The sequence below is a fragment of the Aquimarina sp. RZ0 genome, assembly GCF_008370685.1.
Lineage (GTDB): Bacteria > Bacteroidota > Bacteroidia > Flavobacteriales > Flavobacteriaceae > Aquimarina.
In genome coordinates this window covers 15,361-42,141 of sequence record NZ_VTZU01000035.1, presented here as the reverse complement: position 1 = coordinate 42,141, position 26,781 = coordinate 15,361, and the positions used below count along the sequence as shown (strand labels likewise).

Below are 26,781 nucleotides of genomic sequence, written 5' to 3'. Positions count from 1 at the left end.
TACTATTTTATTTTAATATAATCTATAGGAGTTTCATATGGTGTCAATTTTACCCCATCTTTTCTTAAAATCTCTAATACGGATAAATGCCCTTCGGAGAGGGTCTCGGTTAGTTGAAAGGTAATTCCGGGACTAATGATTCCAATATGATTTACCGTAAATTGACCAGTTACCTGCAAAGTGTATTCTGCTATACCAAAAGGACTGGTTATAAGTTTATTATAGTCTAATACCAGATTATCATTATGATTTACGACATCCACAGGATTAATATGTGGCGGCAATCTCATGGATTGTAAAAGTACTTTGTATGTACCTTCAGAACGAAGGTAAAACAACAATGGTTTTATTTCCATTTCTTTATCTGGGTACGTATAATAACTTTCTTCCAGAATGTAGATTCCTTCGTGCCCTTTGGGGCGATTAATGATTTTATGGTCACAAATATTAGTTACATGCTTTGCGTATGGATGTATTTGTTGACCTTCAGCACGTTCTTTGTCAATCTGTGCTTGATTATCTAAGGTGCCACATAGTATTTTCTTAAATTTTTCGAGTACGTTTTCCATTAGTTTTTTTGAAATAGTTCTACATAAAATCCATTTGGAGTTTCGAGTAAACATGCTTTACCATCACCCAGAATATAATCAGATACTTCTTGAATTCCAGAGTGCACTTTGATATTATTTGTTTTTGCTCTTTTTATCACCTCATCAATGTCACTGGTTTGGAAAGTCCACATGCCCAAACCTTGATTAGGAATACAACTTTGTACACCGGTATCTATCATATTTCCATCTTTGAATTCTAAAAATAACATATGGTTTTGTTCCGAATTAACAGCATAAATACCACAGAATCTAAATGGAGTACCATTTGGTACACCTAGTGCGCCATCATCGGCAGCTTCCCAAACAGAATCGAATATAATTTTATGTCCTAATACAGTGGTATAGAATTCTACTTCTGCATCTGAATCTTTGGCCACAAAGGCTGAATAACCAGGACCGCCAAAACCATTATTGGGATCACAAGGTGCCAACTGTTTTTGATTTACACGCTCGATACCTACACAATGTAAATAATCAGGACCTTTATAAATAGTTTCTAAATACTGCCTTTTTGTTCCATCGGGATTTTCAATATCACCCAATTGCATAGGAGCCATAGCATCTATACCACACTTTTGTATGTGCTTGTCCATAGCCTTTGCATCCGAGGTAGGAAAGCCTAAAGAAAAAGAACCTAATTCATAAGAGTTGTAACTATTATGAATATGAGGAGTACTAGTTTTTAAGTGCAAGATTCTTAGCTGAATTAAACTTGGAACGCTTGCTCGATAACAATGATATACATCATAATCAATATCACCTGAGATGTTCCAAAATGCTCGTTGTTTATTTTTTTCTTCTTCCATAAGAGGAATAGCATCCATCTGCATCTGCATTACATCACAATAAAAATGACGATAGGTATCTATATTTTCTGTACAAAAGGTCGCCGTATGTATATAGCCTGTTAATGCTCCTTCACTAATTCCTGTCGGAATGACTATTTGTGATCGATTTGATATCATTAATATATTATTATTTTTATAATTCTAATTAAGAAATTTCTATACCCTTATATACTTTTGGAATCAAGAACCACCAGGTATTAAATTTAGTCATCTTTTTTCTTTGCATAATTTAATATTCATCTGTTAACAAAAAATTGTTCTTTATAACTAATACGTTTACCTTTAACCATATGTACTTTTGTAGACTCTAGTCCTAAATTTTGTATCTTTTCCATTATTGACTTGAGTTCTTTAACCTTAATAAGAATTGTACTCATGAAAGGTCCAGATATAGGTTTTGGTAATGTAATTCCTGTTATTTCTTTTAAATTGATGATGGGGTTTTGATCACTGTAGTTTAATGTAGCCACCCTGATAGTTGATTTTTTTGGCATCCTAAAGACTGGATAAGCATAGGACTCTTTATCAGACTCGGCAATAATAACTACTTTAAAGCCTAAAATGTCCTGATATATTTTCAAAGACCTGTTAAGATCTGATATCAGTATGGAACTTCTCTTTACATGAACTTCTTCTTCTTCTTGGATCATAAATGACTTCGTTTGTCCATATATATTGATAACTAATAGTATCATAAAAAGGGCAAAGATCTTTAGTTTAAAAGGACATTTATAATTTGTCTTTTTCATAATATATCGAACTATTTATTTATGATATAACTTTTATTTAGAGGCTTTTTAAAGTTTTATTAATATTTTCAAAACTAGGTAAGGCTTTGCCATCAGTAATTTCTTTGTAGTGCACTATTCCTTTGCCATCAATTACAAAAACTGAACGTTTTGAGAAATTCGTCATACCAGCAAAATCATCATCAAATAATACACCATATGTTTTGCTAACCGTTCTATTATAATCTGAAGCTAATGGAAAGTTTAAAGCATTCTCAGCACCAAATTTTTTCAGCACAAAGGGTGAGTCAACAGAAACTCCTAGAACATCTGTATCAAATTTGTTATATAGTTCCTTATCATTATTGGTCAAACAAAGTTGTGCAGTACAAATACTTGTAAACGCCAAAGGGAAAAAGTGTAAAATCAAATTTTTCCCTTTATACTCTTTTAAGCTCACTGGTTGTAGATCGGTTCCTATTAATTTAAAATCAGGTGCTTTCTGACCTACTTCTATTTTAGACATGATATTTTATGTTATTTAAAATTAGATCCATATTTTATTTTTCTAAAAAAGTAAACCAAACTCCCTCAGGACTTTTAATAGCAAAAGTATCTACCCAATCATAAGGTGGTATTCGTACTTTTTGTAGTCTATTAAGGATATGCACTCCTTTACGGATAAGATGATCATAATAACTTTTAATGCCTATGACTTCTATCCTGTATGTCATAAATCCACGGTTAGGTGGTACAGCCTTATGCGTAAAATCTTTGCCTGTTATTCCTTCAAATTCAATAATTTGAAAAACTGTGTCCCTTGAACCATCAAAAGAAAGAATATTGGCTTTGCAGTTTACTTTATCAGCTAAATTAAATGGTAAGCCAAACATGGATTCTTGAGGACTATCTTTCTTTACTTCATATTCATTTAATAAGCTGCAACCTAATTGATCAATGTAAAATTCTCGGGCTTCCTGCAAATTTCTTACCACTAATGAAGAGTTATAAACATGTGTGGGTAATTTTATGGGAGCTTTTAATGCCACTGGAGGTTCCACCCTATGGGTAAAGGCAATAATTGTATCGTCATAACCCTTCATTAAAATGTCGTACAACTTAAAAGCCCCCATTATTTGAAGCAAGGGATCACTCAATCCATGCCAACCTAATTCTCTAAGTTCTTCAAATGTATTGTTCACTTCATGAACCCTTAAATTAATATCCATAATCCCTCCAATATCCCAAGGTTGCTGAGAAGATCGAATATATTCCTGTGCAATGCCCTCAAATTTAATCAATCGCAATTGTCCTGTAGGATGATTATTAGACTGTATCAAAAATTCTGTTGCATGGATATTCGTATCCAATTGCCAAAAATCTAATATACTTGAGTTTGTATTATATGTTCCCGTTATATTCCAACCACCATAATCACAGAAAAAGTTTTTTACCTTTTTTATATCACCAACACTGTATACGATTTCTAATATTGACTTTAACTGAAACATTAATTATATAGTTTTACCTCCGAAAGATACAAAAATAGTTAATTATATTAACTATTAACTTGATTAATTAATTTATATGTTATACTAAAGTCTATGTTTTTAATATAGAAGAGATTATCGTATGAAGGTAATATTAAATCTGGATGTATTTCCTAGAGGAGATAAAATTAACTTCTAATAGGTATACCAAGCTTTTAGAGCTGGTTGCTAATAATTAGATAATGATTAATGATCTTAATTCATTTTTTTAAAATATTTTATAGGCTATCTGGATAAGAACTTATTTATGATTTCCGCACTTTCTTTTGGATTACCATAGTAATGAAATGGCCCTGCATTATTTATAACGAATCGTTCAGCATTTGGAATATTATCCAATAATTTTTCTTGACATGATACAAAGGTATCCAGACTTCCTTGTATGAGCAAAACTGGCATTTTTAATGAGTTTAGTGCGGGTTCTCTATTCCAGCATAAAACCCCAAAATGTGCATCGTATGGTCTCATTTTTGACATTATATTATTCAAAAATGGACTTAGAATTTCTTCAGGTTCAACATGAACAAGGTAATGTGTATAGCGTTTCCAGGTTTCCAGAATCCATTGACCATCTTTTGGTATGACCTGATGCTTCTTAATAGGTAAACTATTTTTAAATTTTTCTGATTCCTTTTCTGTTTTTGGACCACTAGTGCCTGATAATATTAGTTTATATACACGCTCAGGTTGCAAGTATGCGATATTCATAGCCAATAAAGCACCTCCGTGATGACCCAATACGTGGCATTTTTTAATTTTTAAGTAATCTAAAACGGCTAAAGCACTTTCAGTATATTCAGGTACGCCAAGTTCAAAATCAGGATCATCAGAATTTCCATGGCCCGGCCAATCATAAGAGACAAGTTGAAATTTATCAGCTAAAAAAGGAACTAATCTTGCATATTCTTCGCAAGATGATGAGGATTGATGAATTAATAAAAGTGGTTCTCCCTTCCCAACCGTCCAATAATGTATTTTTCCAAAAGGACCCTTAATATATTCTTTTGTGATGTTTTTATTCGTGGTAGTTAGCATTAATTTACTTTTTACAATTGATAAATAAGGTCTTATACTTTACAAAAGTAGTTAATTATATTAATAATTAATAAAGTTAACTATATTTTTCTTATTTTAGCCTTCCTTTTAAAGAAATCAAATAACATTAATAGTTATGAGTAAAAATATGGATTTGCAATTAGAAGTGTCAGAATGGATTATTTCTTTGAAAGAATTTATCGATAGTCAAGGAGAGGATCAGTCAGCAGATTTAATTCATAAACTACGTGCTTTTGCCCAACGCAATGGTGTTCAATTGGCAGGAGAGGCATTAAATTCACCCTATATTAATACGATCAATGCCAAGCAGCAACCTCCATATCCTGGTGATACGGTATTAGAAACCAAGATCGAAAACATTAATAGGTGGAATGCTATGGCTATGGTTTTACAAGGGTATGACAGCGGTGAAGGTGTAGGTGGACATATTGCGACCTATGCATCTGCAGCCAGTATGTATGAAGTGGGTTTCAATCATTTTTTTAAGAAAAAATCTGATGATTATGACGGTGATTTGGTCTCGTTTCAACCTCATGCGGCACCGGGTATTTATGCCAGGGCTTTTTTAGAAGGTCGCTTGAGCGAAAACCAATTAAAAAACTTTAGGAGAGAATTACAGAAAGAAGGTGGTTTACCATCGTATCCGCACCCCAGAAGAATGCCCGATTTTTGGGAAATACCATCCGCTTCAATGGGACTTATAGGAGTCAGCGCAATATATCAGGCACGTTTTCAAAAATATTTAGAAAACAGAGGACTAAAATCTAAAAAAGGAGGGAACGTTTGGGCCTTTGTAGGCGATGGCGAAATGGATGAGCCAGAAACTTTAGGAACATTAAATATAGCAGTTCGTGAGCAGTTAGATAATTTGGTTTTGGTAGTAAATTGCAATCTCCAACGTTTGGATGGTCCTGTGCGTGGTAATGGTAAAATCATTCAGGAACTCGAACGTAGTTTTCTCGGAGCGGGATGGAATGTTACTAAAGTAATCTGGGGTAGTGAATGGGATGAACTTTTGGCGCGCGACCACAAAGGTATACTAGTCGACCGTATGCAAGAAGCATTGGATGGAGATTATCAAATGTATTCAGTACTTCCGGGTGATAAGGTCCGTGAACACTGGGTGAAAGACAATCCGGAATTAGAACAATTAATGCAGTCACTGTCTGATGAGGAAATCAGGACTATCCGTCGTGGTGGTCATGATTATAAAAAGATATTTGCAGCTTTCAAAAAAGCAGGGAAACCTAATGGGAAACCCAGTGTAATCTTAATGAAAACACTAAAAGGTTATGGCATGGGTAGCTCTGGTGAAGGAAAAAACACTACCCATCAGAAGAAAAATATGAGTTCTGAAGAACGAGTAGAAGCAGCTCGTCGTTTTGGTATTCCATTGAGTGAAGCAGCAGCGGCAAAGGCTACATTTTATAAACCTGCAGAAGATAGCCCTGAAATGCGGTACATGAGAGAACGTCGTAAAGAACTCGGAGGTTTTTTGCCCGAGCGGAATGATTTGAGTCAGCCACTTAAAACGCCTGGCGATAGCTTGTTTGATGAGTTTTATCAAGGCACAGGTGGACGTGAAGTCTCGACGACAATGGTTCTGGTACGTATCATTGCTAAATTACTTCGAGACGAAACAGTAAAAGATTATATTGTTCCTATTATTCCTGATGAAGCCAGAACTTTTGGAATGGATGGGCTTTTTCGTCATGCAGGGATATACCAACCAAAAGGTCAATTATATGAACCAGTTGATACCGGAAGTATTTCATATTATAGGGAAAGTACTGATGGTCAAATTCTACAAGAAGGTATTTGCGAAGCCGGAGCTTTAGCTTCGTTTATGGCAGCAGGATCAGCCTATGCCATGCATGGATTACCAATGATTCCATTTTATATTTTTTATTCGATTTTTGGATTTCAAAGAGTTGGGGATATGATATGGGCTTGCGGTGATATGATGTGCAAAGGATTCTTAATTGGTGGTACTTCCGGGCGTACGACACTTAATGGAGAAGGCGTGCAGCATCAAGATGGTCACTCACATATTCTATCGAGCATCGTACCAAATATGAAAAGCTATGATCCTTCTTTTGCCTATGAACTAGCAGTGATAATTAAAGATGGTATCCATAGAATGTACGAGCTACAAGAAAAGATATTTTACTATATCACAGTAGCCAATGAAAATTATGTCATGCCAATAATGCCCAAAAACGTTGATAAAGGTATTATTAAAGGGATGTACCGTTATCAAAAATCAAGTTTAAAAGCAACAAAAGCCAGAAAAGCACATTTGATGGGAAGTGGCTCTATTATGATACAAGTTTTGGAAGCTGCACACATGCTTGAAGAGATGAATATTTCTACAGATATATGGAGTGTAACCAGTTATACAGAACTTCATCGCGAAGCTATGGATGTAGAACGTGCAAAATTACTATCTACTTCAGCAAAAAAACCTAAGAACTATCTAGAGAATTTACTAGAAAAAGAAACCGGAGTTTTTGTTTCTGCTTCTGATTATGTAAAATCTTGGGGTATGAGTATTTCTAAATGGATGCCGGGAAGTTATCATGTACTAGGGACTGATGGCTATGGGCTTAGTGAAAGCAGATCGGATTTAAGGAATCATTTTGAAATAAGTGCAAAATATATTGTATTAAGCGCCTTACAGCTTTTAAAACAAAAAGGGTTGGTTACTGATGTCGAAGTCATAGACTTTATCAAAAAGCACCAAATAGATATTGAAAAGAAAAATCCAGCATTCATCTAATAAAGAAGGAAATGGCAGAAATAAAACTACCGTCTTTAGGCGAAGGAATAGAAAAAGGAACCATTATAAATATTATGGTGAAAGTTGGAGATACCATTTCTTTAGAACAACCTTTACTAGAGGTTGAGACTGATAAAGTGGTAGTTGAAGTCCCTTCGGATGCGCAAGGAACAGTGACCGCAATAGTAGTCAATGAGGGAGATGAAATCTCAGAAGGAAGTCCATTTATCCAAATAGATATGGTTGATAATTCGGTTGAGAAACTTGCACTAAAAGAAAAAGTGCAAGAAGAAAAGGAAGTAATTATAGCTGTTGAAAATCAAGAAGATATAATCGTTCCTCAAACAACTACATCTGAGGTGAGAGCAGAACACTTAGAAGTATTGAAGACTCCAATATCAGAATCACTAAAGACAAGTTCAGGTAGTTATAGGGCATCGCCGCTAGCTCGAAAGTTAGCTCGCGAAATAGGAGTAAATATTACTGATGTAGCCAGCATTGCCAAGCACAACCGTATTTCTATAAAAGATGTGAAAACATATGCTAAAACAAATAATAGCAAAGAGACAGCTATAACGCCAACTATGAATGTAGTATTGCCTGATTTTTCGAAATGGGGAAATGTCAATACTCAGACAATACCAGCTATTACCAAAGCAACAAGTAAAAACATGAGCATGACTTGGAGTCAGATTCCACATGCCTGGCTTCAGGAAAAAGTAGATGTTACCGATCTGGAAGCAAAACGTCAATTACATAAAGGTACAGTAAAAGAAGAAGAAGGAGCACTGACCATAACCAGTATTATGGTCAAAGTAGTTGCAAAAGCGTTGGAAGAATTTCCTATTCTTAATGCAAGTTTAGATACTCAAAACAACCAGATTATTTTTAAGGAATATATCAATATTGGAGTTGCAGTAGATTCTGACCGAGGATTATTAGTCCCCGTTTTACGAGATCCTAATAAAAAGGGAATGTTACAAATCTCAAAGAATTTGGTAGCCGTATCCCAAAAAGTAAAACAAAACAAAACAAAACCCGAGGAGTTAGAAGGTGGCACATTTACGATCTCTAATTTAGGAGGTATCGGTACAAGTGCTGTCTTTCCTTTAGTCAATCATCCTCAAGTTGCAATTTTAGGAATTGCGGCTAGTACAATAGAAGCAATATGGATACATGAAAAGTTTGAACCCCGAACCATCATGCCATTGACGATTGGATTTGACCATAGAATTATTAATGGAGCAGATGCAGCTAGATTTTTAAAATATATTAAACATTTGCTAGAAGATTGGTTTCTTTGGGGGATGTGATATTAAGGCAATAAAATAAATAAGAATTTAAAAAATGAATGTATTTTTAATTATAGCACATTGACTTATATAAATGAACTCATCTTGACTTTTACTATTTCCTAAAAAATGCTGAAAATTTGTCCATATTCCAATACCCCATCTGGTCAAATTTCAATTCATTTTCGGTTAAAAATAAAAAGTCTCGATGGGTTCAATATTTGCAAAAAATGACAAATGAATTTTTTAAAACAATAATTTAAATATCTACGAATATGAAGGAACTAAAATTATTCCCAAAACACGAAGGCATTTGGGAAGGTACGTATAGAAGAATATCAGCAGATGGTAAGCTCATTGATCAATGGAAAAGTAGACTAACCTGTGTTTTACTACCCGGCAACAAATATCATCAGGTAAATCAATACATGTGGGATGATGGCTTCGAAGAATGTCTTGATTTTGGTATATGCCCATTTAATGAAGAAGGTGAGTTAATTTTTGAAAATCCAAGATTAAGTGGTAAAGCATGGGAAACTGGTAGAAGTGTTGTGCTCATTTGGGAATATAAACATAGACCTAGTATGACTTTGTTTGAACAAATCGACCTGATTGGTAATGATGATCATCGAATCCGAGTCTGGAAATGGTCAGAGGGAGATATCTTTAATGGAATTACAATGATCGAAGAACGTAAAGTTTGTGGTAAAGAAGGTATTGACCCTCAATTCTGGGTGGACTTGCCAAATAAAAGAACAAATGAACAGGCTTCTAGATCTGATAGTTAAGTAAGAATTCCTATCATAAATTAAACCAACAGTCCCGTAAAGCTTTTCTTCTTTTGTAAATCATGGATGAAAAGCTATTTTTTTATTAAATTATCTTTTTTAAATGGTCTTTATAGTTTTCTGAAATTAGTGTACGTTCTTCATAGGATTTCTGAAAACGATACAAAATATAAACATAATGATTAGGAACGGTTATCATTGTCTGCTACGAAAATTTGGTACTTTCCTAGGAATAACAAAGAAAAAGACCCTGCTAAAAAAGCAACGAAAGCATAACTAAGAATCGTATCATAACTTCCGGTAGCGGTAAAAAACTTTCCGAAGATATAAGGACCAAAACCAGCACCTAATGCAAAAAAACCATATAAGAATCCATAAATAGCAGCATAGTTTTTCATTCCGAAATAACGCGATACCAAATACGCCATTAAGTCATATTCTACTCCTGCTCCAAAGCCTAATATCGAAACAGCTATTAAAGCGCCGGAATAGCTCAAATCAGCTTGTTGCAATAACAAACAGGAGATGGCAGGAACACTAAGCAGAATACATGCGACAGCAGGAGCCCAAAAACGATCAAGAAGATATCCACCTACCAATCGACCAATCAAAACAGAGTAACCAATAAAACTCGCAATTACGACCGCGTCTACAGTATTAAAACCCTTCGAACTTAACATTCTTTCTAAATTAGGAATAGGTCCTCCAATGGCAAAAGAGATTAAAATAAAAGCAAATGCCAAAAGCCAAAAACGCCATTCTTTTAATGCTTGTTTTACAGATAATCCAATGTTATTGTTTTTTTGGTGACCTGGAATTTCTCTTCTTAATTTCGCAACTTTTTGAGTAACTTTTGGATCGTCGGTATCTCTAAAAAAGAAAAAAGCTATAGGTAACGCTATAAGAAGCGGTAATAAACCTACACCTATGTATGCTGTTTTCCAGCCATAGTTCTCTATGATAGAAGAGGCAAACAGTTTGGCAATCGCACCAAAAATACCTGTACCTAAAAGAGAAAGTCCAAGTGCCAACCCTCGATTTTCATTAAACCAATTATTTATGGCTCTTGTCCAGGTCATCGGCAAGGTGCCAGCACCTACAATAGCCAATAGTCCCCATAAAATCAAATAAATAGTTTTTGATCCGGTATTCAGGCTAAAAGCCATAAATACCAAACCAAAAAGTAACAAAGAGAGAAGTGCAGTTTTTCTAGCTCCTATTTTATCAGCGATATACCCTGCTAAAGGACTCGTGAACAATGCTACAATAGTAAATACCGGCATTGCAGCCATAATGGTGTCCATTCCCCAACCAAAGTTTTGGGTGAGTGGTACGGCAAAAACACCTATAGTATAAAAAGGTAACGGAGACATGCCTAGACCAATACCAAATGTAGATGCCAGAATAACTGGCCATCCAAATTTAAATTCCTTAAAGTTGCGTTTTGTCAAAATATTGAGTTTTAGTGGTTATTTAATAATTCTTGTTCTTAAAATATTTTTTATCAAAAAAATTAATTAACTTTATTAATAATTAATATTGTTAACTAAAATAAAATAAATATATTAGGCAAAAAAACTTTTTGCAATAAATAATCATATTATGGGAATGACCATCACAGAAAAAATAATGGCTTGCAATAGCGGAAGAGATCATGTAGTGCCTGGAGAATTAGTATGGACAGATGTACATACTGTAATGACCATGGATTTTTTGGGTAAGCAATGTTTTGATAAATTCGAGTCTTTAGGAAAGAAAGAAGTTTTTGATAAAAATAAAGTGATTTGTGTTTCTGATCACTTGGTTCCTCCACCTAATCAAAAGTTTGCCAATATGCTGAATGAATGGCGAGAGGTTGTAAAAAAGCATAATATCACTAATTTTTATGACTTGGGACGGCAAGGAATCGCGCATCAAATTATGGTCGAGCAAGGACACGTGCTACCGGGAAATATAAGTATAGGAACTGATTCCCATGCCAATACCTATGGAGCTGTAGGTTCAATGGGTAATGCTATTGGTGTAACTGATGCGGCGATAGCTATGGCAACAGGCAAAGCCTGGTTCAGGGTACCAGAAACTGTAAAATTTAATATTACAGGAAAATGGCAGCCATGGGTGATGGCAAAAGACCTGAGTTTGCATATTATGGGAATGATGCACTGGAATGGTCATTTATTATACAAATCCTTAGAGTTTACAGGACCAGCTATAAAATCTTTAAGTATGGCAGGTCGTATGACGTTGTGTAATATGACTGTAGATCTTGGAGCAAAAAATGGCATTATAGCACCAGATGCGGTTACAGAACGATATTTAAGAAATCGAACTACCGATCCTTGGGAGATGATTAATAGCGATGAAGATGCAAAATATGATCAGGTATACAATGTGGACATCTCTGATCTGGGTCCTACAGTAGCAATGCCAGGAAAACTAGATGATACTGTGCCGGTAGAAAAATTGATTGGTACAAAATTTAATAAAGCTTTTGTAGGGACTTGTACTAATGGCAGGTTGGAGGATTTTGCTATGATGGCAGAGATTATGAAAGGAAAACAAGTACATAGAGATGTTAACATGATTCTTGTTCCGGCTAGTCAAACTGTTTATTTAGAAGCTTTGCGAGCAGGACATATCGAAACATTAATAGAAGCAGGAGCGGCAATAGACACACCTAGTTGTGCTTCTTGTGCCGGTATTCATACTGGCGTTGCCGGCGATGGTGACGTCGTACTAAGTGCTGGTAATAGAAATATGACTGGTAGAATGGGAAGTAGAAAAGCAGCAATATATTTGACATCTCCCGCGGTTGTTGCAGCTTCTTCAATTACTGGAGAAGTAACTGACCCTCGTACGTTTGATAAATAACTTCAAATGAAAAGAAGAACCTTCATACAAAAAACAAGCGTAGCAGGTTTGGCATCGAGTTTTATGCCAATGGCCTGTGTACAGCCTGTGCTTGATACCGAAATTCTGATATTAGGAGGTGGAGTTTCTGGTTTATATTTAGCAAACCTTCTGGAAAAGACTGATAAAGATTATATCCTTTTGGAAGGAAGTAATAGGCTTGGTGGTAGAATGTTTACAAGACAGGATATAAATCGTGAGGTGGGAGGAAGAGGTATTGGTGACAGGTACCTACAACTAATGAAGCTTATAAAAGAACTTGATATCAACATGATAGATATTACCGATTACATGCGAGAACCTACTGCAGTTTATGTAGATGGTAAACTATATCCTCAGTGGTCAGAATCAACCACTAATCCAAGCAGATTACAATTTAAAGCGCTGGGCAAAGTTAAACAATTAACTGCATTAGATGAATGGTATCAAAGGCCTGATTTAGATGAACTTTATAGTGAACTTTTAAAAAGTAAAGGACTTACCGAACAAGAATTAAATCTAGTCAACATTAGTGCAAATTATAACGATATAAGAGAAACTTCGGCTATTAATGCATATCATAGTATGGCTTTCCGAAAGTTTAATGGTTCCAAAAGAGTACTGAATTTTGAAGGAGGTACTAAAACATTTATTGATGCTATAGCCGATACACTTTCAAAACCAGTATTAAAGAATAAAATGGTTAATACCATAGATGATAGTGACAATAAGATAACGGTACGGTGTAATGATGGATCTAGTTATAAGGCAAAAAAAGTGGTCTCTACACTACCCTTTACAACGTTAAGAGATGTGAAAATGAACACAACCTTTACTGCTAATCAAGAAAAAGCAATTAAAGAGTTGCAGTATACTGCTATTACGCAAATACACCTAAACCACAAAGAAGCCTTTTGGGAACATGATAAAACACCATTATCCATGTGGACGGATACGCCATTAGAAAGGATTATGAATGTGAGTTCTGATCCTGTTGAAAAAGAAATAGCCTGCTGGATAAACGGAAAGGGAACTGCCTTTTTTGATACTATGTCTGAAACAGAAATAGCTAAATATACAATCGATAAAATTAATGAAATACGTCCTTCTTCTGTTGGTAAAATAGAATATTTAGGCACACAGAATTGGGGTAAATACCCTTTTAATAAAGGAGCTTATGTAGAGTTTGGTGTTGGTCAGCCTTCTTGGTTTAAGGATATGATTCGCCCAACGGGAAATATGCATTTTGCAGGTGAACATGTAGCAAGTAAATCAAGAGGAATAGAAGCAGCAGCAGAATCTGCTCAAAGAGTTTTTAGCGAATTAATGAACAAAAAATAATAGTATGATAAAAGGAACATGTTGGGTTGCTAGTGATTATGTGATGGCATACGATATTATCACTTCAGAATATTGGACATCACCTATAGATCCAAAAGAAAATAGTAAATGGGTTATGGCTGGAGTAAAAGATGAATTTAATCACAAAAATGCTTTTAAAGATAAAGGATATACTTTTATTGTGGCTGCGCATAATTTTGCCGGTGGAGGAAAATCCATAGAACATGTGATTACAGGTCTTATGGGATCAGGTATTCAGGCAGTTTTTGCTACTAGTTTTGCTAGACTTCAATTTAGAAACGCTATCAATTATGGACTGCCATTTGTAACTTCTTCTGATATTAATAAAGGTTGTGAAACCGGTGATGAATTAGCATATAATCCAGAAAACGGTATTATAAAAAATATAACCAAAGGAATTTCATTTCAATCCGTACCTGCAGCTCCTTTTGTAGCAGAAGTTAGCAAGGCAGGAGGACTTATGAACTTTGTACGTGAAAAAATTGCCAAAGGAGAACCTATTGAATAAGAACACTTATGAAAGAGAATCAACTTAAGAAAAGAATAGCATCCGGTAAAGCAGGTTTTGGAGTAATCTCTCCTACTATAGACCCGATTATTTGTGAATACATAGGTCTTTTAGGAATGGATTTCTATATGCTTGATGCTGAGCATGGAGCTATAACAGCATCAGATGTAACTAATATGGTTCGAGCATGTGAGATCAGAAATACAACTCCTTTGGCGCGAATAAGAAGTGTAGATGCAAAATTAATACTTCAGTATATGGATGCAGGAATTATGGGAGTTATGATGCCAAGTATAAACAATACCGATGATGTAAAAAAACTTGTTGAAGCAATCAAATATCCTCCCATGGGTCATAGAGGCCTTGGCCCAGTGCGAGCGGCAGATTATATGCAAGGAACAATGTCACAGCCAGAATATGTAGCATTTGCAAACCAAGAAACATTGGTGTTACCGCAAATAGAATCGATGGAATGTGTTAAAAACCTTCCCGAAATGTGCAAAATTGATGGTGTGGATGGTTTTATCATAGGTCCCAGAGATTTAGCCATGTCTATGGGATATTATAACGGTCCTGGTCACGATGAAGTTAAAACAGTATTGAATGATATTTTTTCGACGATTATAGCATCTGATAAATGGTTCGGAACCGTAGCAGGCAATGCTGATCAGGCACAGGTACTTATTGAAAAAGGAGCCTCTATGATTATGAATTCAGTTCAAGGATTAATTAAAACTTCTGGAAATGCATTCTTAACTGCTAGAAAATAAAGATATTTATCTCTCGATCAATTTATTGGGAGTATTAACAATAAAAGAGAATAACTAATTTTTAAATTACTAAGGATAAGATGGCAGCATTAGTGGTATTATTTAATTTGAAAGACGAAGGGTCTAAAGAAGCTTACGAAAAATGGGCCAAGACGACAGATGTGCCAACGGCATTAAAAATGGCGTCGGTAGATACTTTTAAAGTATTCCGATTAGGAAATGTTATGGGTACCGAAAATCCATCACCCTATCAATATTGCGAAGTCTTAGAGATTAATGATATGAGTACGTTAGGAGAAGAAGTCAATTCTGATGCTATGCAAAAAGTTGCTGCTCAATTTCAAGATTTTGCAGACAATCCTATATTTATCATTTCAGAACAAATCGCATAATAAAAATGTATAATTTAAAAGGAAAAACAGCCATTGTTACCGGTTCTGGAAGACGTAACGGCATTGGAGAAGCCATTGCGTTAAAACTTGCTTCAGAAGGTTGTAATGTGGTTATTACAGATTTAGGAGCTACTAAAGGCGAGCAGTTTAGTAAAGAACACATAGGTACAACAGATGAAATGGAACCCATTGTAGCTGATGCAAAAAGTAAAGGTGGCGATGCTATTGCCGTACCCTGCGATGTCCGTTATGAAGATCAGGTGATTCATCTTATTAACAAAGCTGTAGAAGCTTTTGGAGGCATTGATATCTTAATTAACAATGCAGGAGTAGGATATATTATGGAATCTTTTATAGAATTTAAAGAAGAAAGTTGGGATGCTGTTTTGGATGTCAACCTTAAAGGAGCCTTTTTATGTTCTAAACATGCAGCTATACAAATGATCGATCAGGGAAATGGTGGAGCAATTATCAATATTGCCAGCCAAGCTGCAAAATCGGGCTTTCCTTTTGCGGCTGCGTATACAGCTTCAAAACATGGTATGATCGGCCTTACACGCTCCAATGCAGTAGAGTTAGGACAATATAAAATCCGTGTAAACGCAGTATGTCCTAACCATATTACAACAGGTTTAGGACATTGGCAAAATAAATTTTTTAGTGATAAGCTAGGATTAAACTATGAAGATTATTTACAAACCATTGTAGATAAAAACCCTCTAAAAAGAACCGGACTCGTTGATGATATAGCCAAGGCTGTGATTTTTTTAGCCTCAGACCAGGCAGATTATATAACCGGAGAAGCAATGAATGTAAGTGGTGGCGAAGAATACCATTAAAAAATACGGCAATATAACTTCTTTCTCAATGCATTTAGGAAAGTTGTTTTTACTGAAATAAGACTAAAAAAGAACTGTCTTTTGGTAGTTTCCGCACTCGAGAGAAAAAATAAAATAATATTTATGAAATTAGGAATAGATATAGGCGGTACATTTACAGATTTTGTAATATTCGAAAATAACAGCAGTCAGTTGTATTTTGCTAAGACTCTGACCACATATCCAGACCCTACTAAAGGTATTTTTAATGGAATAAGAGAATTAGAAGAGAAGTTTGGTTTTGTTGTTAGAGATATGGATGACATTGTACATGGTACAACCTTAGTGACTAATGCGGTTATTGAACGTAAAGGTGCAAAAACAGCTTTCATTACTACCAAAGGTTTTGAAGATGTACTGGAGATAGGCCGCGAAATGCGATATGATATCTATGATATATTCTTAACCATGCCAAAGCCTTTGGTACCAAGAAACTTAAGAATTGGGGTTGCAGAACGTGTAGATACCCATGGTAATGTGATCACTCCTCTAGAAAAAAATGACTTGCAGGCTATAACAGATTCTCTAAAAGAGAATGATATTGAAGCAGTTGGTATATGCCTCTTGAATTCGTTTGCAAATATAAATCATGAAAAAGCGTTGGGGAATTATTTATCAGAAAATGTACCTGATATTTATTACAGTCTTTCTTCAGAAATAATGCCAGAGATACGAGAATATGAACGTAGTTCAGCGACCGCTATGAATGCCTATGTGCAGCCAATAACTGATAAATATTTGAAAGACTTTGAATTTCAACTAAAAGCATTTGGTTTTAAGGGGAATATCAATATTATGATTTCTAGCGGAAAATTAACAACGATTGATGGTGCACGCAAGTCACCTATCCACTTGTTAGAATCTGGTCCGGCTGGTGGGGCAATGGCCGGGGTGTTCTATGGTAGACAGCTTCAGGAAGAAAACCTGTTATGTTTTGATATGGGAGGCACCACAGCAAAGGCCTGTGTAATCTATGAAGGAAAACCAGAAATCACAAATCATTTTGAGGCTGCCCGGGTAAAACGATTTAAAAAAGGAAGTGGATTACCGGTACGTATTCCGGTAATCGATTTAATTGAAATAGGTGCTGGTGGAGGTAGTATAGCCCGTGTTAATACTATAGGATTACTTACTGTAGGTCCTGATAGTGCATCATCCACACCGGGTCCTGCCTGTTATAATCTTGGAGGAGAAAACCCAACAGTAACTGATGCCGATTTGGTTTTAGGGTATCTCAATGCAGATTATTTTTTGGGTGGTGAGATGACACTGAGTGTTGCTGCTGCAAGACAAGCCATTAAAAATAAATTGGCCGATCCACTAGGGATATCTATAGAAGAGGCCGCTATGGGAATTCATAAAATTGTCAATGAAAATATGGCGAATGCTGCACGTGTTCACGTGCTCGAAAAAGGAATGGACCCCCGCCATTTTAATATGATTGGTTTTGGAGGCGCAGGACCAGTACATTCTTTTGGTGTAGCAAAATTACTCAATGTAAAACGTTTGATTATTCCGGTTGGTGCAGGAGTAACCTCGGCCTTAGGCTTTTTAGTATCTCCGGTAGCAAGTGAAAAAATACGAAGTCATATCGCAGAGCTAAATCAATTAGATTGGAGTGAGATCAATGATTTTCTGGAGGATATGGAAAAATCAGGGTACGAATTCTTATTTAAATCCGGGATTCCTGCCAAAGATGGATCTGTACAACGTATTGCAGATATGCGTTATAGTGGTCAAGGACATGAGATCACTATCGAATTACCACATGGAAAACTGAATGAAGACAGTATTGCCGAAATCAAAAGGCGTTTTGTAAAAGAATACGAATTTCGATATAACCGTTCTATAGAAGGAATCCCGCTAGAAATGGTAACCTGGCGTGTTGTGGTGCAAGGCCCAATTCCTAAAATGGCTGTGAAGCAGTTTTCTAATACTTCAAGCGATGCAGATGCCTATAAAGGGATCAGAAAAGTATATTTTGAAGAAACCGGCTATTTAGAATGCTTAGTTTATGACCGGTATGCGCTGAAACCAAACGAAAAATTTAATGGCCCAGCTATTATAGAAGAAACAGAAAGTACCACGGTTATCGGAATCAATAGTATCATTCATATGGATACTCAAAAAAACATAATAATTGACCTTAATACCTAGTTATGGATTATGATATTTTAATTATCGGAGCAGGTACCGCTGGCATGGCTTGTGCTATTACTGCAGCAGAACGAGGGCTCAAAGTCGGTGTGGTCGAAAAAATAGATTATGTCGGCGGAGCAATGCATTGGTCTGGTGGACATATGAGTGCAGGAGGAATTCGCCTTCAAAAGGAAAAAGGGATTGATGATTCCCCAGAAAAACATTTAGCCGACATCTATAGAATTAATAATAAATCTGGTGATCTGGAACTTATTAAAAAAGCAGTATACGAAGCTCCAAATACCTTTGACTGGCTTGACGAATTAGGTATGGAGTGGGCTCCGGAATGCCCTAGAATTATTTATGGTCATGTGGCATACGAAACTGCCAGAACTATCTATGGGTCAGAAAAAGCACTGAGCATTTATAAAGTGATGCTACCAAAATGGGAGAAATATGTGGCGAACGGCACTATTGAAATTCACTTTAACAATTCTTTTTCTGGATTAGGAAAAATTAAAAATCGATATAATAAAGTAATATGTGATACTCCTGAGGGCGAAAAAACATATACTGGCAAACACATCGTTATCACTACTGGCGGATATGGAAGTAATCCTGCCTATTTTCAACAAAAACATGATAATATTCCTTTGGTAAGCAGCTGTTGTCCTACTGCTACCGCAGATGGTCATATAATTATCGAAAAACATGGGGCAACATTTAGATTAGGAGAGTTTCATTTGCCAAGTTTGGGCGGTATAGAAATGGAAGAAGGAAGTGGTCGTGTTAATTTTAATAAAGCTTGGGCTATGGTATTAACCTCAATATATCGAAAACCACGTGATATTTATGTAAATGCGTATGGAAACCGCTTTATACGAGAGGATGAAGTTAATCCTGAAATAAGAGAACATTTAGTCATGAAACAACCGGATTGGTGTTTTTGGGTTGTTTTTGACGAAAAAGCATTGGTCACTACTGACCATAATGGCAATCATAATCCCTTAGTAATAGGTTGGACTATTAAGCAAATGAAAGAAGAAGCAGGAAAGAATCGAGCATTAAAAATGGCAGACACTATAGAAGAATTGGCCTCCAAAACGGGTTTACCTTCTGATAACCTAAAAACAACGATAAATACCTATAATCAAATGGTGGCTACCAAAACAGACCCGGAATTTGGAAGAAAATATCTCGAAGATCCAATAACAGAAGCGCCTTTCTATGCTTTGAAAATACACGCGTCAGTTTTGGTAACCTTTGGTGGTATCAAAGTCAATGAACAATTACAGGTTTTAGACAATGATGGAGCTGTGATGGAGGGATTATATGGGGCAGGAGAATTCCTTGGCTTGGGAGCTACTAGCGGTAGTTCATTTTGTAGTGGGATGGCTATTACTCCAGCTTTAAGTTTTGGACGTATCTTAGGTCGAACACTTCAGAAATAAAGGGATGTCAATGGAGTTTTGATATAATTTTAAGAATAAGAACTATTTATTTACACTAAAATTAGTTAACTTAGTTAACTAATTTAAATCATGGAAAACGTAAAAACAACATTCGATCCAATTGCATTAAGTATCTTATGGTCCAGGCTTATAAGCATTGTAGATGAAGCTGGTACTACTTTACAGCGAACATCCTTCTCAACGGTCACTCGAGAGTCTAATGATTTTGCGGTGGTGTTAATGGATAAAAAAGGGCGTTCTATTGCCCAATCCAGTGTTTCAGTACCTTCTTTTTTAGGAGTGTTACCAATTTTGACAAAAGCACTATTAGCAGATTATTTTCCTTTAGAAACTTGGAAAGAAGGTGATGTAGTAATGACTAACGACCCTTGGCTTTGTGCTGGTCATAAACCAGATATTGGGATTGTTTCTCCGATATTCTATCAAAAGCAATTGATTGGTTTTATTGGTACAATAGCACATTCTCCCGATATGGGAGGCGTACTATGGGGTGCAGGTTCTCGGGATCTCTACGAAGAAGGATTGATGGTACCTCCCACCAAACTAATTTCCGAAGGAAAACCAAACAAAACCCTTTTCAATATATTAGAAGTTAATGTTCGTGCTGCGCATCAAACTATTGGCGATATCAAAGCGCAAATTGCCGCAAATGACCAGGGTATCAAGTCATTACATAAATTAATAGAAGAAAATCAGTTGACTGATTTACAAGATCTAGCTGATGCGGTTATCGAGGCTTCAGAAAAAGCGATGCGAGAAGCTTTACTGGCTGCACCAGATGGTAGCTACCAGTATAGTTATGATACCGATGGAGACGGATTGGGTAATGGATGTCATTTCGAAATCACCATTAATATTAAAGGAGACGAAATTCATGCGGATTATACAGGTACTTCCGGGGCACATCCTTTGAGTATCAACGCCGTATTAAACTATACCTTTGCCTACACAGCCTATCCTATTAAATGTACTTTTAGTCCTGATGTGCCTAATAATGATGGATCTTTCTATCCTATAAAAGTTACCGCACCAAAAGGTTGTTTGGTAAATGCTCAAAAACCGTCTCCGCTGGGAGCTAGAAATATTACTGGAAATATGTTACATTCAGTGGTCTTTGGTGCGTTGGCAAAAGCAGTACCAGAACAAGTACAAGCCGATTGTGGTAGCGCATGTTGGTGTATTGTTTTAAATGGAGAACATAAAGGAAAAGAGTTTGTAGAATACTTCTTTTTGAATGGAGGGTATGGAGCAAGACCAAATATGGATGGAGAACACGTATTAAGCTTCCCTACCAATGTGGCTAATGTGCCCATAGAGGTATTAGAAACTGATATTGCCGTATTGGTTACCGAAAAATCACTACTGCCCGATTCTGGAGGTAAAGGACAATACAGAGGTGGTTTGGGGCAACGTTTTAGTTTTAAAAATGTAGGCGAACAATCATTGAATATTTCATTATTGACAGAAAAAACGAAAACTCCGGCCAAGGGAATCTTATTAGGAGGCGATGGAGAAATGGGCTCGCTGGAGATCATTCCTCATAGAGAATTCCCTCCAAAAGGATTGGATAAGTTACATCCTGGAGAGGAACTGGTTTTAACCTTACCCGGTGGTGGCGGATATGGAGACCCGGCAAAAAGAGAAAAAACTTTCATCCAAGAAGATAAAATATTGGGGTATATTTCTTAATATGAAAAAGAAGATTACCTTAAACCAATAAAAATTACATACGATATAGCAACGATAACATCAAAAGTATAAGACAATGGCAAAGAATCTAACACCAGTTTGGAACAAAATTGCAAAGCACGCAATGCTTCCAGAGACTACTCATGATGAAAGAGCCAGATATAACTTTCTATCTAATCTAAACAAACATTTGGCTCATGTTTCTCAAGGGACAAAAACAGCTTATGATACCCGGGTCGTTCCAAAATTTAAAGAAGAGCATGGTCGTGGGATTCAAAATAGAGAAGAATTAAAAGAGGCCATTGAAAAAGATTCGCACTACCAAATCTGGTCTTCATTAAGAAGAAGTACTATGGAAATGCGCCAACAAGCAGGCCGTTCATTGGTGCTGCGCCAGGCAGCAGAGCTTCGTGATAAAGCAGAAGCACTCAATAATGGAAAATCAACGCTGGTACTAAATCCTTCTGTAAAAGTACCTGATTATTTATTAGCGGTAGACAATCATTTGATGCCGGGGAGTTATCATACAGAACTTATAGAAGGCGACGTTAGCCCGGCGGCAAATTATGATTCCGGGATTTTTGTGACCACAGCAGGGCTGATTGGTCGTTTTAATGATGGTGGTGGAAAAGCAATCACTACCTGGGTACGCAAAAATCACCCTGATTTTAAACCCAAACGGATTCTGGATATAGGTTGTGGAATGGGACATAATGTGCTACCCATTGCTAAAGCATTTCCTGATGCCGAGGTTATTGCCATAGATACGGGAGTACCTATGCTGCGTTATGGTCATGCACGTGCTATAGATCTGGGATATAACAACATTACATTCATGCAGATGGATGCTGCCAAAACTACTTTTGAAGACGCGTCTTTTGATTGGATACAGTCTACCATGTTTTTACATGAAACGGGAGGTAAATCCATTTATAAAATCATGAAAGAGGTATATAGATTGCTTAAGCCAGGTGGACTTACACTACATATTGAGCAGCCGCAATATACTGATGATATGAGTGAATATGAAAAATTCATGAGGGATTGGGATGCTCTTAATAACTCAGAACCCTATTGGTCCAAAATGCATGATATAGATCCTTGTGAGTTAATGGTTGTATCAGGGTTTAAAAAAGAAGATTTTATGCAGATTGGTGCAAAGGCCGAAAATGATCTTGCAAGTGATACTACCAGTGAGGAAGAACCAGAAGATTTTGGAAGATCACCTATTTGGAATGTTTTTGGAGCGATTAAAAATTAACACAAAAAGAAATGATAGATTATATAAAATTAGCATCGTCAAAATCAAAAGGGAAACGACCTTATTTTCATGATGATCCTGCTGTGGAACGGGTCCTGAATGTTACCATGGCAATTGCAGGTGAATTGGCAGTTACTCGAGAGCGTATGGATAGTATCGAGCGCATTCTGGAATCTAAAGGCCTGGTAACCAGAGAAGAGATTGAAAACTACGTACCGAATTCTGAAGAGATTGAAATACAACGCCAAACCTGGCACAGTGAATATATTTCCAGAGTACTTCGCATCATACAGCAAGAAATGGAAGAAATGGAAAACCCAGATAAGAGTATAGAAGAAATTGCAAATGATATCAATGAAATGTAATGGCAGAACTTCATAATAGAATTACTAAATTTTTTAACGCCATTATCGATCGTGATATTGAAGAGATCAAAAACGGGTATTGCCAGAATGAAGATACCTACGTAATCTTAGAAGGTCCTCGTTTTAGTACAAAAGGATATTCTATGATTGCCAAAGGCTGGAATGATTTTACCGACTCGTCTATTACCATGACCAAAATCGTGTGGACAGAAGGCCCTTTTGAAGAAATCCTGGGAGATATGGGCTGGATAAGCGGAATTACAGAATTGCACTTACATGTTGGAGATAAGGAGGTTACGAATACCTTTCGTACTTCTTTTGTTCTAAAAAAAGAAAATAATGATTGGAAAATCCGTCATGAACATGTTTCTGCACCGCACCCCGATCCTTATGGTGTGGGCGATTGGTTACAAAAATAAGGATTATTTTGATTTGATCATGTATTCTAAAAAAAGCTTAGAATGGTATGATGATTCATTTTAAAAAACAACATTACTTAAAAGAGCGAAAGCATAGTTTAACAAACTGTTAAAATTGAGTTCTTTTTAATTAAAAAGTATTCTATGTTATCTACTATAAATAAAAAACATGCTGCTGAATTAGAAGTATATTTCAATCAAATCAAAATAAACATTATTGGTTATAATACTTTTTTTGAATCTACAGATGGGCAAAAAGAGTTAATCTATGCAGATTGGATAGCTAGCGGTCGCCTATATAGGCCTATAGAAGACGCAATGAAGAATAGTATAGGTCCCATGATTGCTAATACACATTCATTTTCGAGCGAAACGGGAAAAGCATCTACCTATGCCTATAAGCATGCTCGTTACATTATAAAGAATCATGTAAATGCTACTGAAAATGATGTGCTGATTACTTCGGGAACAGGTATGACAGGAGTTTTGTCTAGATTACAGCGCATTATGGGATTACGAGTTTCTAATAACCACAAGACTAAGAACTATATCCCGGAAAATGAGCGCCCAGTAGTTTTTATAACTCATATGGAGCATCATTCCAATCAAGTGCCTTGGATGGAAACTATTGCCGATGTTGTTATAGTTCCAGGGGATGAAAATAATCTGGTATCTCCCGGAAATCTTATTCAGATAATCAAAAAATATGCTAATAGACCTATAAAAATAGGTGCTTTTACAGCGTGTTCTAATGTAACGGGCATGATAACTCCTTATCAAGAACTGGCAAAAATAATGCATGCCCATAGAGGGTATTGTATTATGGATTTTGCGGCCTCAGCTCCTTATGTATCAATAAATATGCATCCTTTAGATCCAGAAGAAAGGTTAGATGCAGTGCTATTTTCACCTCATAAATTTTTAGGAGGACCTGGTAGCTGTGGAGTATTAGTTTTTAATAAAGAATTATATAAAGCACCTTGTCCAGATGTACCAGGTGGTGGTAACGTAAAATGGACAACGCCTAATGGAAATTTTGGGTATCACGATGATATAGAAACCAGAGAAGACGCAGGTACGCCTGGATTTTTACAGACGATGCGAGCCGCAATGGCTATTCGCTTAAAGGAAAAAATGGGAGTAGATAATATGCATCAACGAGAAAAAGAACTTTTAGATCTATGCTTTGATCGTCTATCACAAGTAGATGGGCTTTTCATTCTTGGTAACATAGATGAAGATCGTATTGGATGTATTTCTTTTGGGGTTAAAAATATACATTACAACCTCATCGTAAGACTATTAAATGATAAATTTGGAATACAAGTGCGTGGAGGATGGTCTTGTGCAAGTACCTACGCACATTATCTTTTTAAGCTGGGAGATGAAGATTCAGAACGTATTATTGATGGCATCGAGAATAAACGTCTTAATAATAAGCCTGGTTGGGTTCGACTTTCACTACATCCCGTTATGACTAATAAGGAAGCTCTTTTTATTTGTGATGCGATAGATCAAGTTACTCAAAACATTGTAGAATGGAGTAAACACTACAAGTATAATCCAAAAAATAACGAGTTTGAACATATCCAAATAAGTGATGAAAAACTTATAGAACAAGTGCATAATTGGTTTATAGTATAAAATTTATAGTTAGTATTTACTCAATAATCGAGATTTAAATGTTACAAGGCTTACCTCGAAATCAAAATGTTTTTTTAATAAATGCCTTGGCTTGCCCCTAGGTAGTTTACCCATTTTTGGGATAATTATTTCTATACAACAGGTTAATTTACTATATCCAAACAATATTCAGCAGTTTTATAATTTAATTTATCTAATTTTAAAAATTCATCTCTTAAATGATTAATTTATGGATTGGAGAATCAAAGCTTCCTTACAGAAAATATTATCTTTATCCAGGATAGGAGATAGATTAAATCATATCCCTGCTACTCACCATAAAAATTATCATCATAATGTGGTTACATACCAGTTTTATGAGTGCTTAAGAAAATTTGAGTATACTAATTTAGATTTAAATCAAGAATGCAAGGCTCTCGAAATAGGTACAGGATATTCTATCATTTCTCCTGTCATTCTTTTTTTACTAGGTTTTGATAAAATAGTTACGGTTGACATAGATAAAGATGTCAGTTTTAGAACATTTCGAAAGCAAATAATCTTTTTGTGTAGCGAAAATTTTATAAAACAAATTATGGATAGAGGAATTTATCAAGAAAAGGTTATTAAAGAAAAACTAGATAAAATAGTAACGTTAAAAAATATTGAAGAAGTTTTAGAGTTTTGTAACATAACATATAAATCATCATATACGCTGGATGATATTGAAAATGAAGGGATTATTTTTGAATACATTTACTCGCAAGTAGTTTTTGAACATATCCCGCCAACGTTTTTAATTGCCTTATTTAAAAAATTGAAAACGTGGCTTAAACAAGATTGTTTTACTGTTCATACAGTAAATTTTATTGATCATTATGCTAATCCAGGTATTTTTGAAGACAAAAAAATATCTGAATTTAATTTTTTAAGATTTTCTGATTCGTATTGGAATTTTTGGTCAGGGAACTCAATTGCATACACCAACCGATTATCTTATATATACTATCTGGATTTATTTAAAGAAAACAAGATGGAGGTTATTCATTTTATAGGTGAAAATTATAGACCTCAAAAAATACTAGATCATAAGCAAATTCATAAGGATATTATCAAAAAATACAATTCAAAACCTGACTTGTTAGAACTTACAAAATACCAAAGAGGGACTTTTATTGTAAAAAACAGTTAATGAAGTGGTTTAAAATTTTTCAATTCGCTATAAAAATACTCCTTTTGACTCAATACTGCTATGAAGTGCAAAAACCTCTTCAATTGATCAAAAAAGTTTAAATCATACCAGTTCTCAAATAAAATCATCTGCTAAAATCATTTCTTTTTTAATTCAGTTTACGGTGATTC

General features: G+C 35.6%; 24 protein-coding genes. 17 read left to right on the top strand and 7 right to left on the bottom strand.

Translation table 11 applies throughout. The features are described from left to right. Positions 1 to 2: 2 nt before the first annotated feature. The 6 genes from F0000_RS14385 to F0000_RS14360 all read right to left on the bottom strand — a co-directional run bounded on the left by F0000_RS14385 (position 3) and on the right by F0000_RS14360 (position 4,772). Entirely contained in the window at positions 3 to 569 is a 567-nt protein-coding gene (locus F0000_RS14385; RefSeq protein WP_149625421.1) for a hypothetical protein, read from the bottom strand. Beyond that, positions 569 to 1,576: a VOC family protein gene (locus F0000_RS14380; RefSeq protein ID WP_149625420.1), complete on the bottom strand. Its 1,008-nt coding sequence runs from the start codon at positions 1,574 to 1,576 to the stop codon at positions 569 to 571. The genes F0000_RS14385 and F0000_RS14380 overlap by 1 nt, the downstream gene beginning before the upstream one ends. Positions 1,577 to 1,695: 119 nt before the next feature. Beyond that, the gene (locus tag F0000_RS14375) at positions 1,696 to 2,208 is read right to left on the bottom strand and encodes a hypothetical protein (protein ID WP_149625419.1); all 513 of its coding nucleotides are present in this window, start codon (positions 2,206 to 2,208) and stop codon (positions 1,696 to 1,698) included. 37 nt (positions 2,209 to 2,245) lie between these two features. Further along, positions 2,246 to 2,713: a redoxin domain-containing protein gene (locus F0000_RS14370; RefSeq protein WP_149625418.1), complete on the bottom strand. Its 468-nt coding sequence runs from the start codon at positions 2,711 to 2,713 to the stop codon at positions 2,246 to 2,248. A 34-nt stretch (positions 2,714 to 2,747) separates the two neighbouring features. After that, positions 2,748 to 3,698, bottom strand: a complete 951-nt coding sequence (locus tag F0000_RS14365; protein WP_149625417.1) for a VOC family protein — start codon at positions 3,696 to 3,698, stop codon at positions 2,748 to 2,750. 264 nt (positions 3,699 to 3,962) lie between these two features. Next, positions 3,963 to 4,772, bottom strand: a complete 810-nt coding sequence (locus F0000_RS14360; protein WP_149625416.1) for an alpha/beta fold hydrolase — start codon at positions 4,770 to 4,772, stop codon at positions 3,963 to 3,965. 136 nt (positions 4,773 to 4,908) lie between these two features. On the opposite strand from F0000_RS14360, the gene aceE reads away from it, so the two are divergent. The 3 genes from aceE to F0000_RS14345 all read left to right on the top strand — a co-directional run bounded on the left by aceE (position 4,909) and on the right by F0000_RS14345 (position 9,652). Beyond that, positions 4,909 to 7,572, top strand: coding sequence for a pyruvate dehydrogenase (acetyl-transferring), homodimeric type (aceE, locus tag F0000_RS14355; protein WP_149625415.1), 2,664 nt, complete (start codon positions 4,909 to 4,911; stop codon positions 7,570 to 7,572). Between the two features lie 11 nt (positions 7,573 to 7,583). After that, on the top strand, positions 7,584 to 8,885 hold the full coding sequence (locus F0000_RS14350; protein ID WP_149625414.1) for a dihydrolipoamide acetyltransferase family protein: 1,302 nt from the start codon (positions 7,584 to 7,586) through the stop codon (positions 8,883 to 8,885). Between the two features lie 254 nt (positions 8,886 to 9,139). Next, positions 9,140 to 9,652 carry a DUF3598 family protein gene (locus F0000_RS14345; RefSeq protein WP_149625413.1) on the top strand — a complete coding sequence of 171 codons (513 nt, stop codon included), beginning with the start codon at positions 9,140 to 9,142 and terminating at the stop codon, positions 9,650 to 9,652. A 182-nt stretch (positions 9,653 to 9,834) separates the two neighbouring features. Here F0000_RS14345 and F0000_RS14340 read toward each other — a convergent pair whose 3' ends face one another. Then, a complete protein-coding gene (locus tag F0000_RS14340) occupies positions 9,835 to 11,103 on the bottom strand; it encodes an MFS transporter (RefSeq protein ID WP_223148903.1) in 1,269 nt (422 codons plus the stop codon). Between the two features lie 151 nt (positions 11,104 to 11,254). Here F0000_RS14340 and F0000_RS14335 point away from each other — a divergent pair, with 151 nt between their 5' ends. The 14 genes from F0000_RS14335 to F0000_RS14270 all read left to right on the top strand — a co-directional run bounded on the left by F0000_RS14335 (position 11,255) and on the right by F0000_RS14270 (position 26,611). After that, positions 11,255 to 12,523 carry a 3-isopropylmalate dehydratase large subunit gene (locus tag F0000_RS14335; protein WP_149625412.1) on the top strand — a complete coding sequence of 423 codons (1,269 nt, stop codon included), beginning with the start codon at positions 11,255 to 11,257 and terminating at the stop codon, positions 12,521 to 12,523. A 6-nt stretch (positions 12,524 to 12,529) separates the two neighbouring features. Beyond that, positions 12,530 to 13,882 carry an NAD(P)/FAD-dependent oxidoreductase gene (locus tag F0000_RS14330; RefSeq protein ID WP_149625411.1) on the top strand — a complete coding sequence of 451 codons (1,353 nt, stop codon included), beginning with the start codon at positions 12,530 to 12,532 and terminating at the stop codon, positions 13,880 to 13,882. Positions 13,883 to 13,886: 4 nt separating this feature from the next. After that, positions 13,887 to 14,411, top strand: coding sequence for a 3-isopropylmalate dehydratase small subunit (locus tag F0000_RS14325; RefSeq protein ID WP_149625410.1), 525 nt, complete (start codon positions 13,887 to 13,889; stop codon positions 14,409 to 14,411). Between the two features lie 8 nt (positions 14,412 to 14,419). Then, positions 14,420 to 15,181, top strand: coding sequence for an HpcH/HpaI aldolase/citrate lyase family protein (locus tag F0000_RS14320; protein WP_149625409.1), 762 nt, complete (start codon positions 14,420 to 14,422; stop codon positions 15,179 to 15,181). An 80-nt stretch (positions 15,182 to 15,261) separates the two neighbouring features. Then, the gene (locus F0000_RS14315) at positions 15,262 to 15,573 is read left to right on the top strand and encodes an REDY-like protein HapK (RefSeq protein WP_149625408.1); all 312 of its coding nucleotides are present in this window, start codon (positions 15,262 to 15,264) and stop codon (positions 15,571 to 15,573) included. A gap of 5 nt (positions 15,574 to 15,578) precedes the next feature. Next, entirely contained in the window at positions 15,579 to 16,412 is an 834-nt protein-coding gene (locus F0000_RS14310) for an SDR family NAD(P)-dependent oxidoreductase (protein WP_149625407.1), read from the top strand. A 123-nt stretch (positions 16,413 to 16,535) separates the two neighbouring features. After that, entirely contained in the window at positions 16,536 to 18,608 is a 2,073-nt protein-coding gene (locus F0000_RS14305) for a hydantoinase/oxoprolinase family protein (RefSeq protein ID WP_149625406.1), read from the top strand. A gap of 2 nt (positions 18,609 to 18,610) precedes the next feature. Next, positions 18,611 to 20,041 carry an FAD-dependent oxidoreductase gene (locus tag F0000_RS14300; RefSeq protein ID WP_149625405.1) on the top strand — a complete coding sequence of 477 codons (1,431 nt, stop codon included), beginning with the start codon at positions 18,611 to 18,613 and terminating at the stop codon, positions 20,039 to 20,041. A 90-nt stretch (positions 20,042 to 20,131) separates the two neighbouring features. Further along, positions 20,132 to 21,751, top strand: a complete 1,620-nt coding sequence (locus tag F0000_RS14295) for a hydantoinase B/oxoprolinase family protein (protein WP_149625404.1) — start codon at positions 20,132 to 20,134, stop codon at positions 21,749 to 21,751. A 76-nt stretch (positions 21,752 to 21,827) separates the two neighbouring features. Then, the gene (locus F0000_RS14290) at positions 21,828 to 23,012 is read left to right on the top strand and encodes a class I SAM-dependent methyltransferase (RefSeq protein WP_149625403.1); all 1,185 of its coding nucleotides are present in this window, start codon (positions 21,828 to 21,830) and stop codon (positions 23,010 to 23,012) included. A gap of 11 nt (positions 23,013 to 23,023) precedes the next feature. Next, positions 23,024 to 23,377, top strand: coding sequence for a hypothetical protein (locus F0000_RS14285; protein ID WP_149625402.1), 354 nt, complete (start codon positions 23,024 to 23,026; stop codon positions 23,375 to 23,377). Next, a complete protein-coding gene (locus tag F0000_RS14280) occupies positions 23,377 to 23,796 on the top strand; it encodes a nuclear transport factor 2 family protein (protein WP_149625401.1) in 420 nt (139 codons plus the stop codon). The genes F0000_RS14285 and F0000_RS14280 overlap by 1 nt, the downstream gene beginning before the upstream one ends. Before the next feature lie 144 nt (positions 23,797 to 23,940). After that, entirely contained in the window at positions 23,941 to 25,440 is a 1,500-nt protein-coding gene (locus F0000_RS14275) for an aminotransferase class V-fold PLP-dependent enzyme (protein WP_149625400.1), read from the top strand. Positions 25,441 to 25,669: 229 nt separating this feature from the next. Beyond that, entirely contained in the window at positions 25,670 to 26,611 is a 942-nt protein-coding gene (locus F0000_RS14270; protein WP_149625399.1) for a hypothetical protein, read from the top strand. Positions 26,612 to 26,781: the final 170 nt, after the last annotated feature.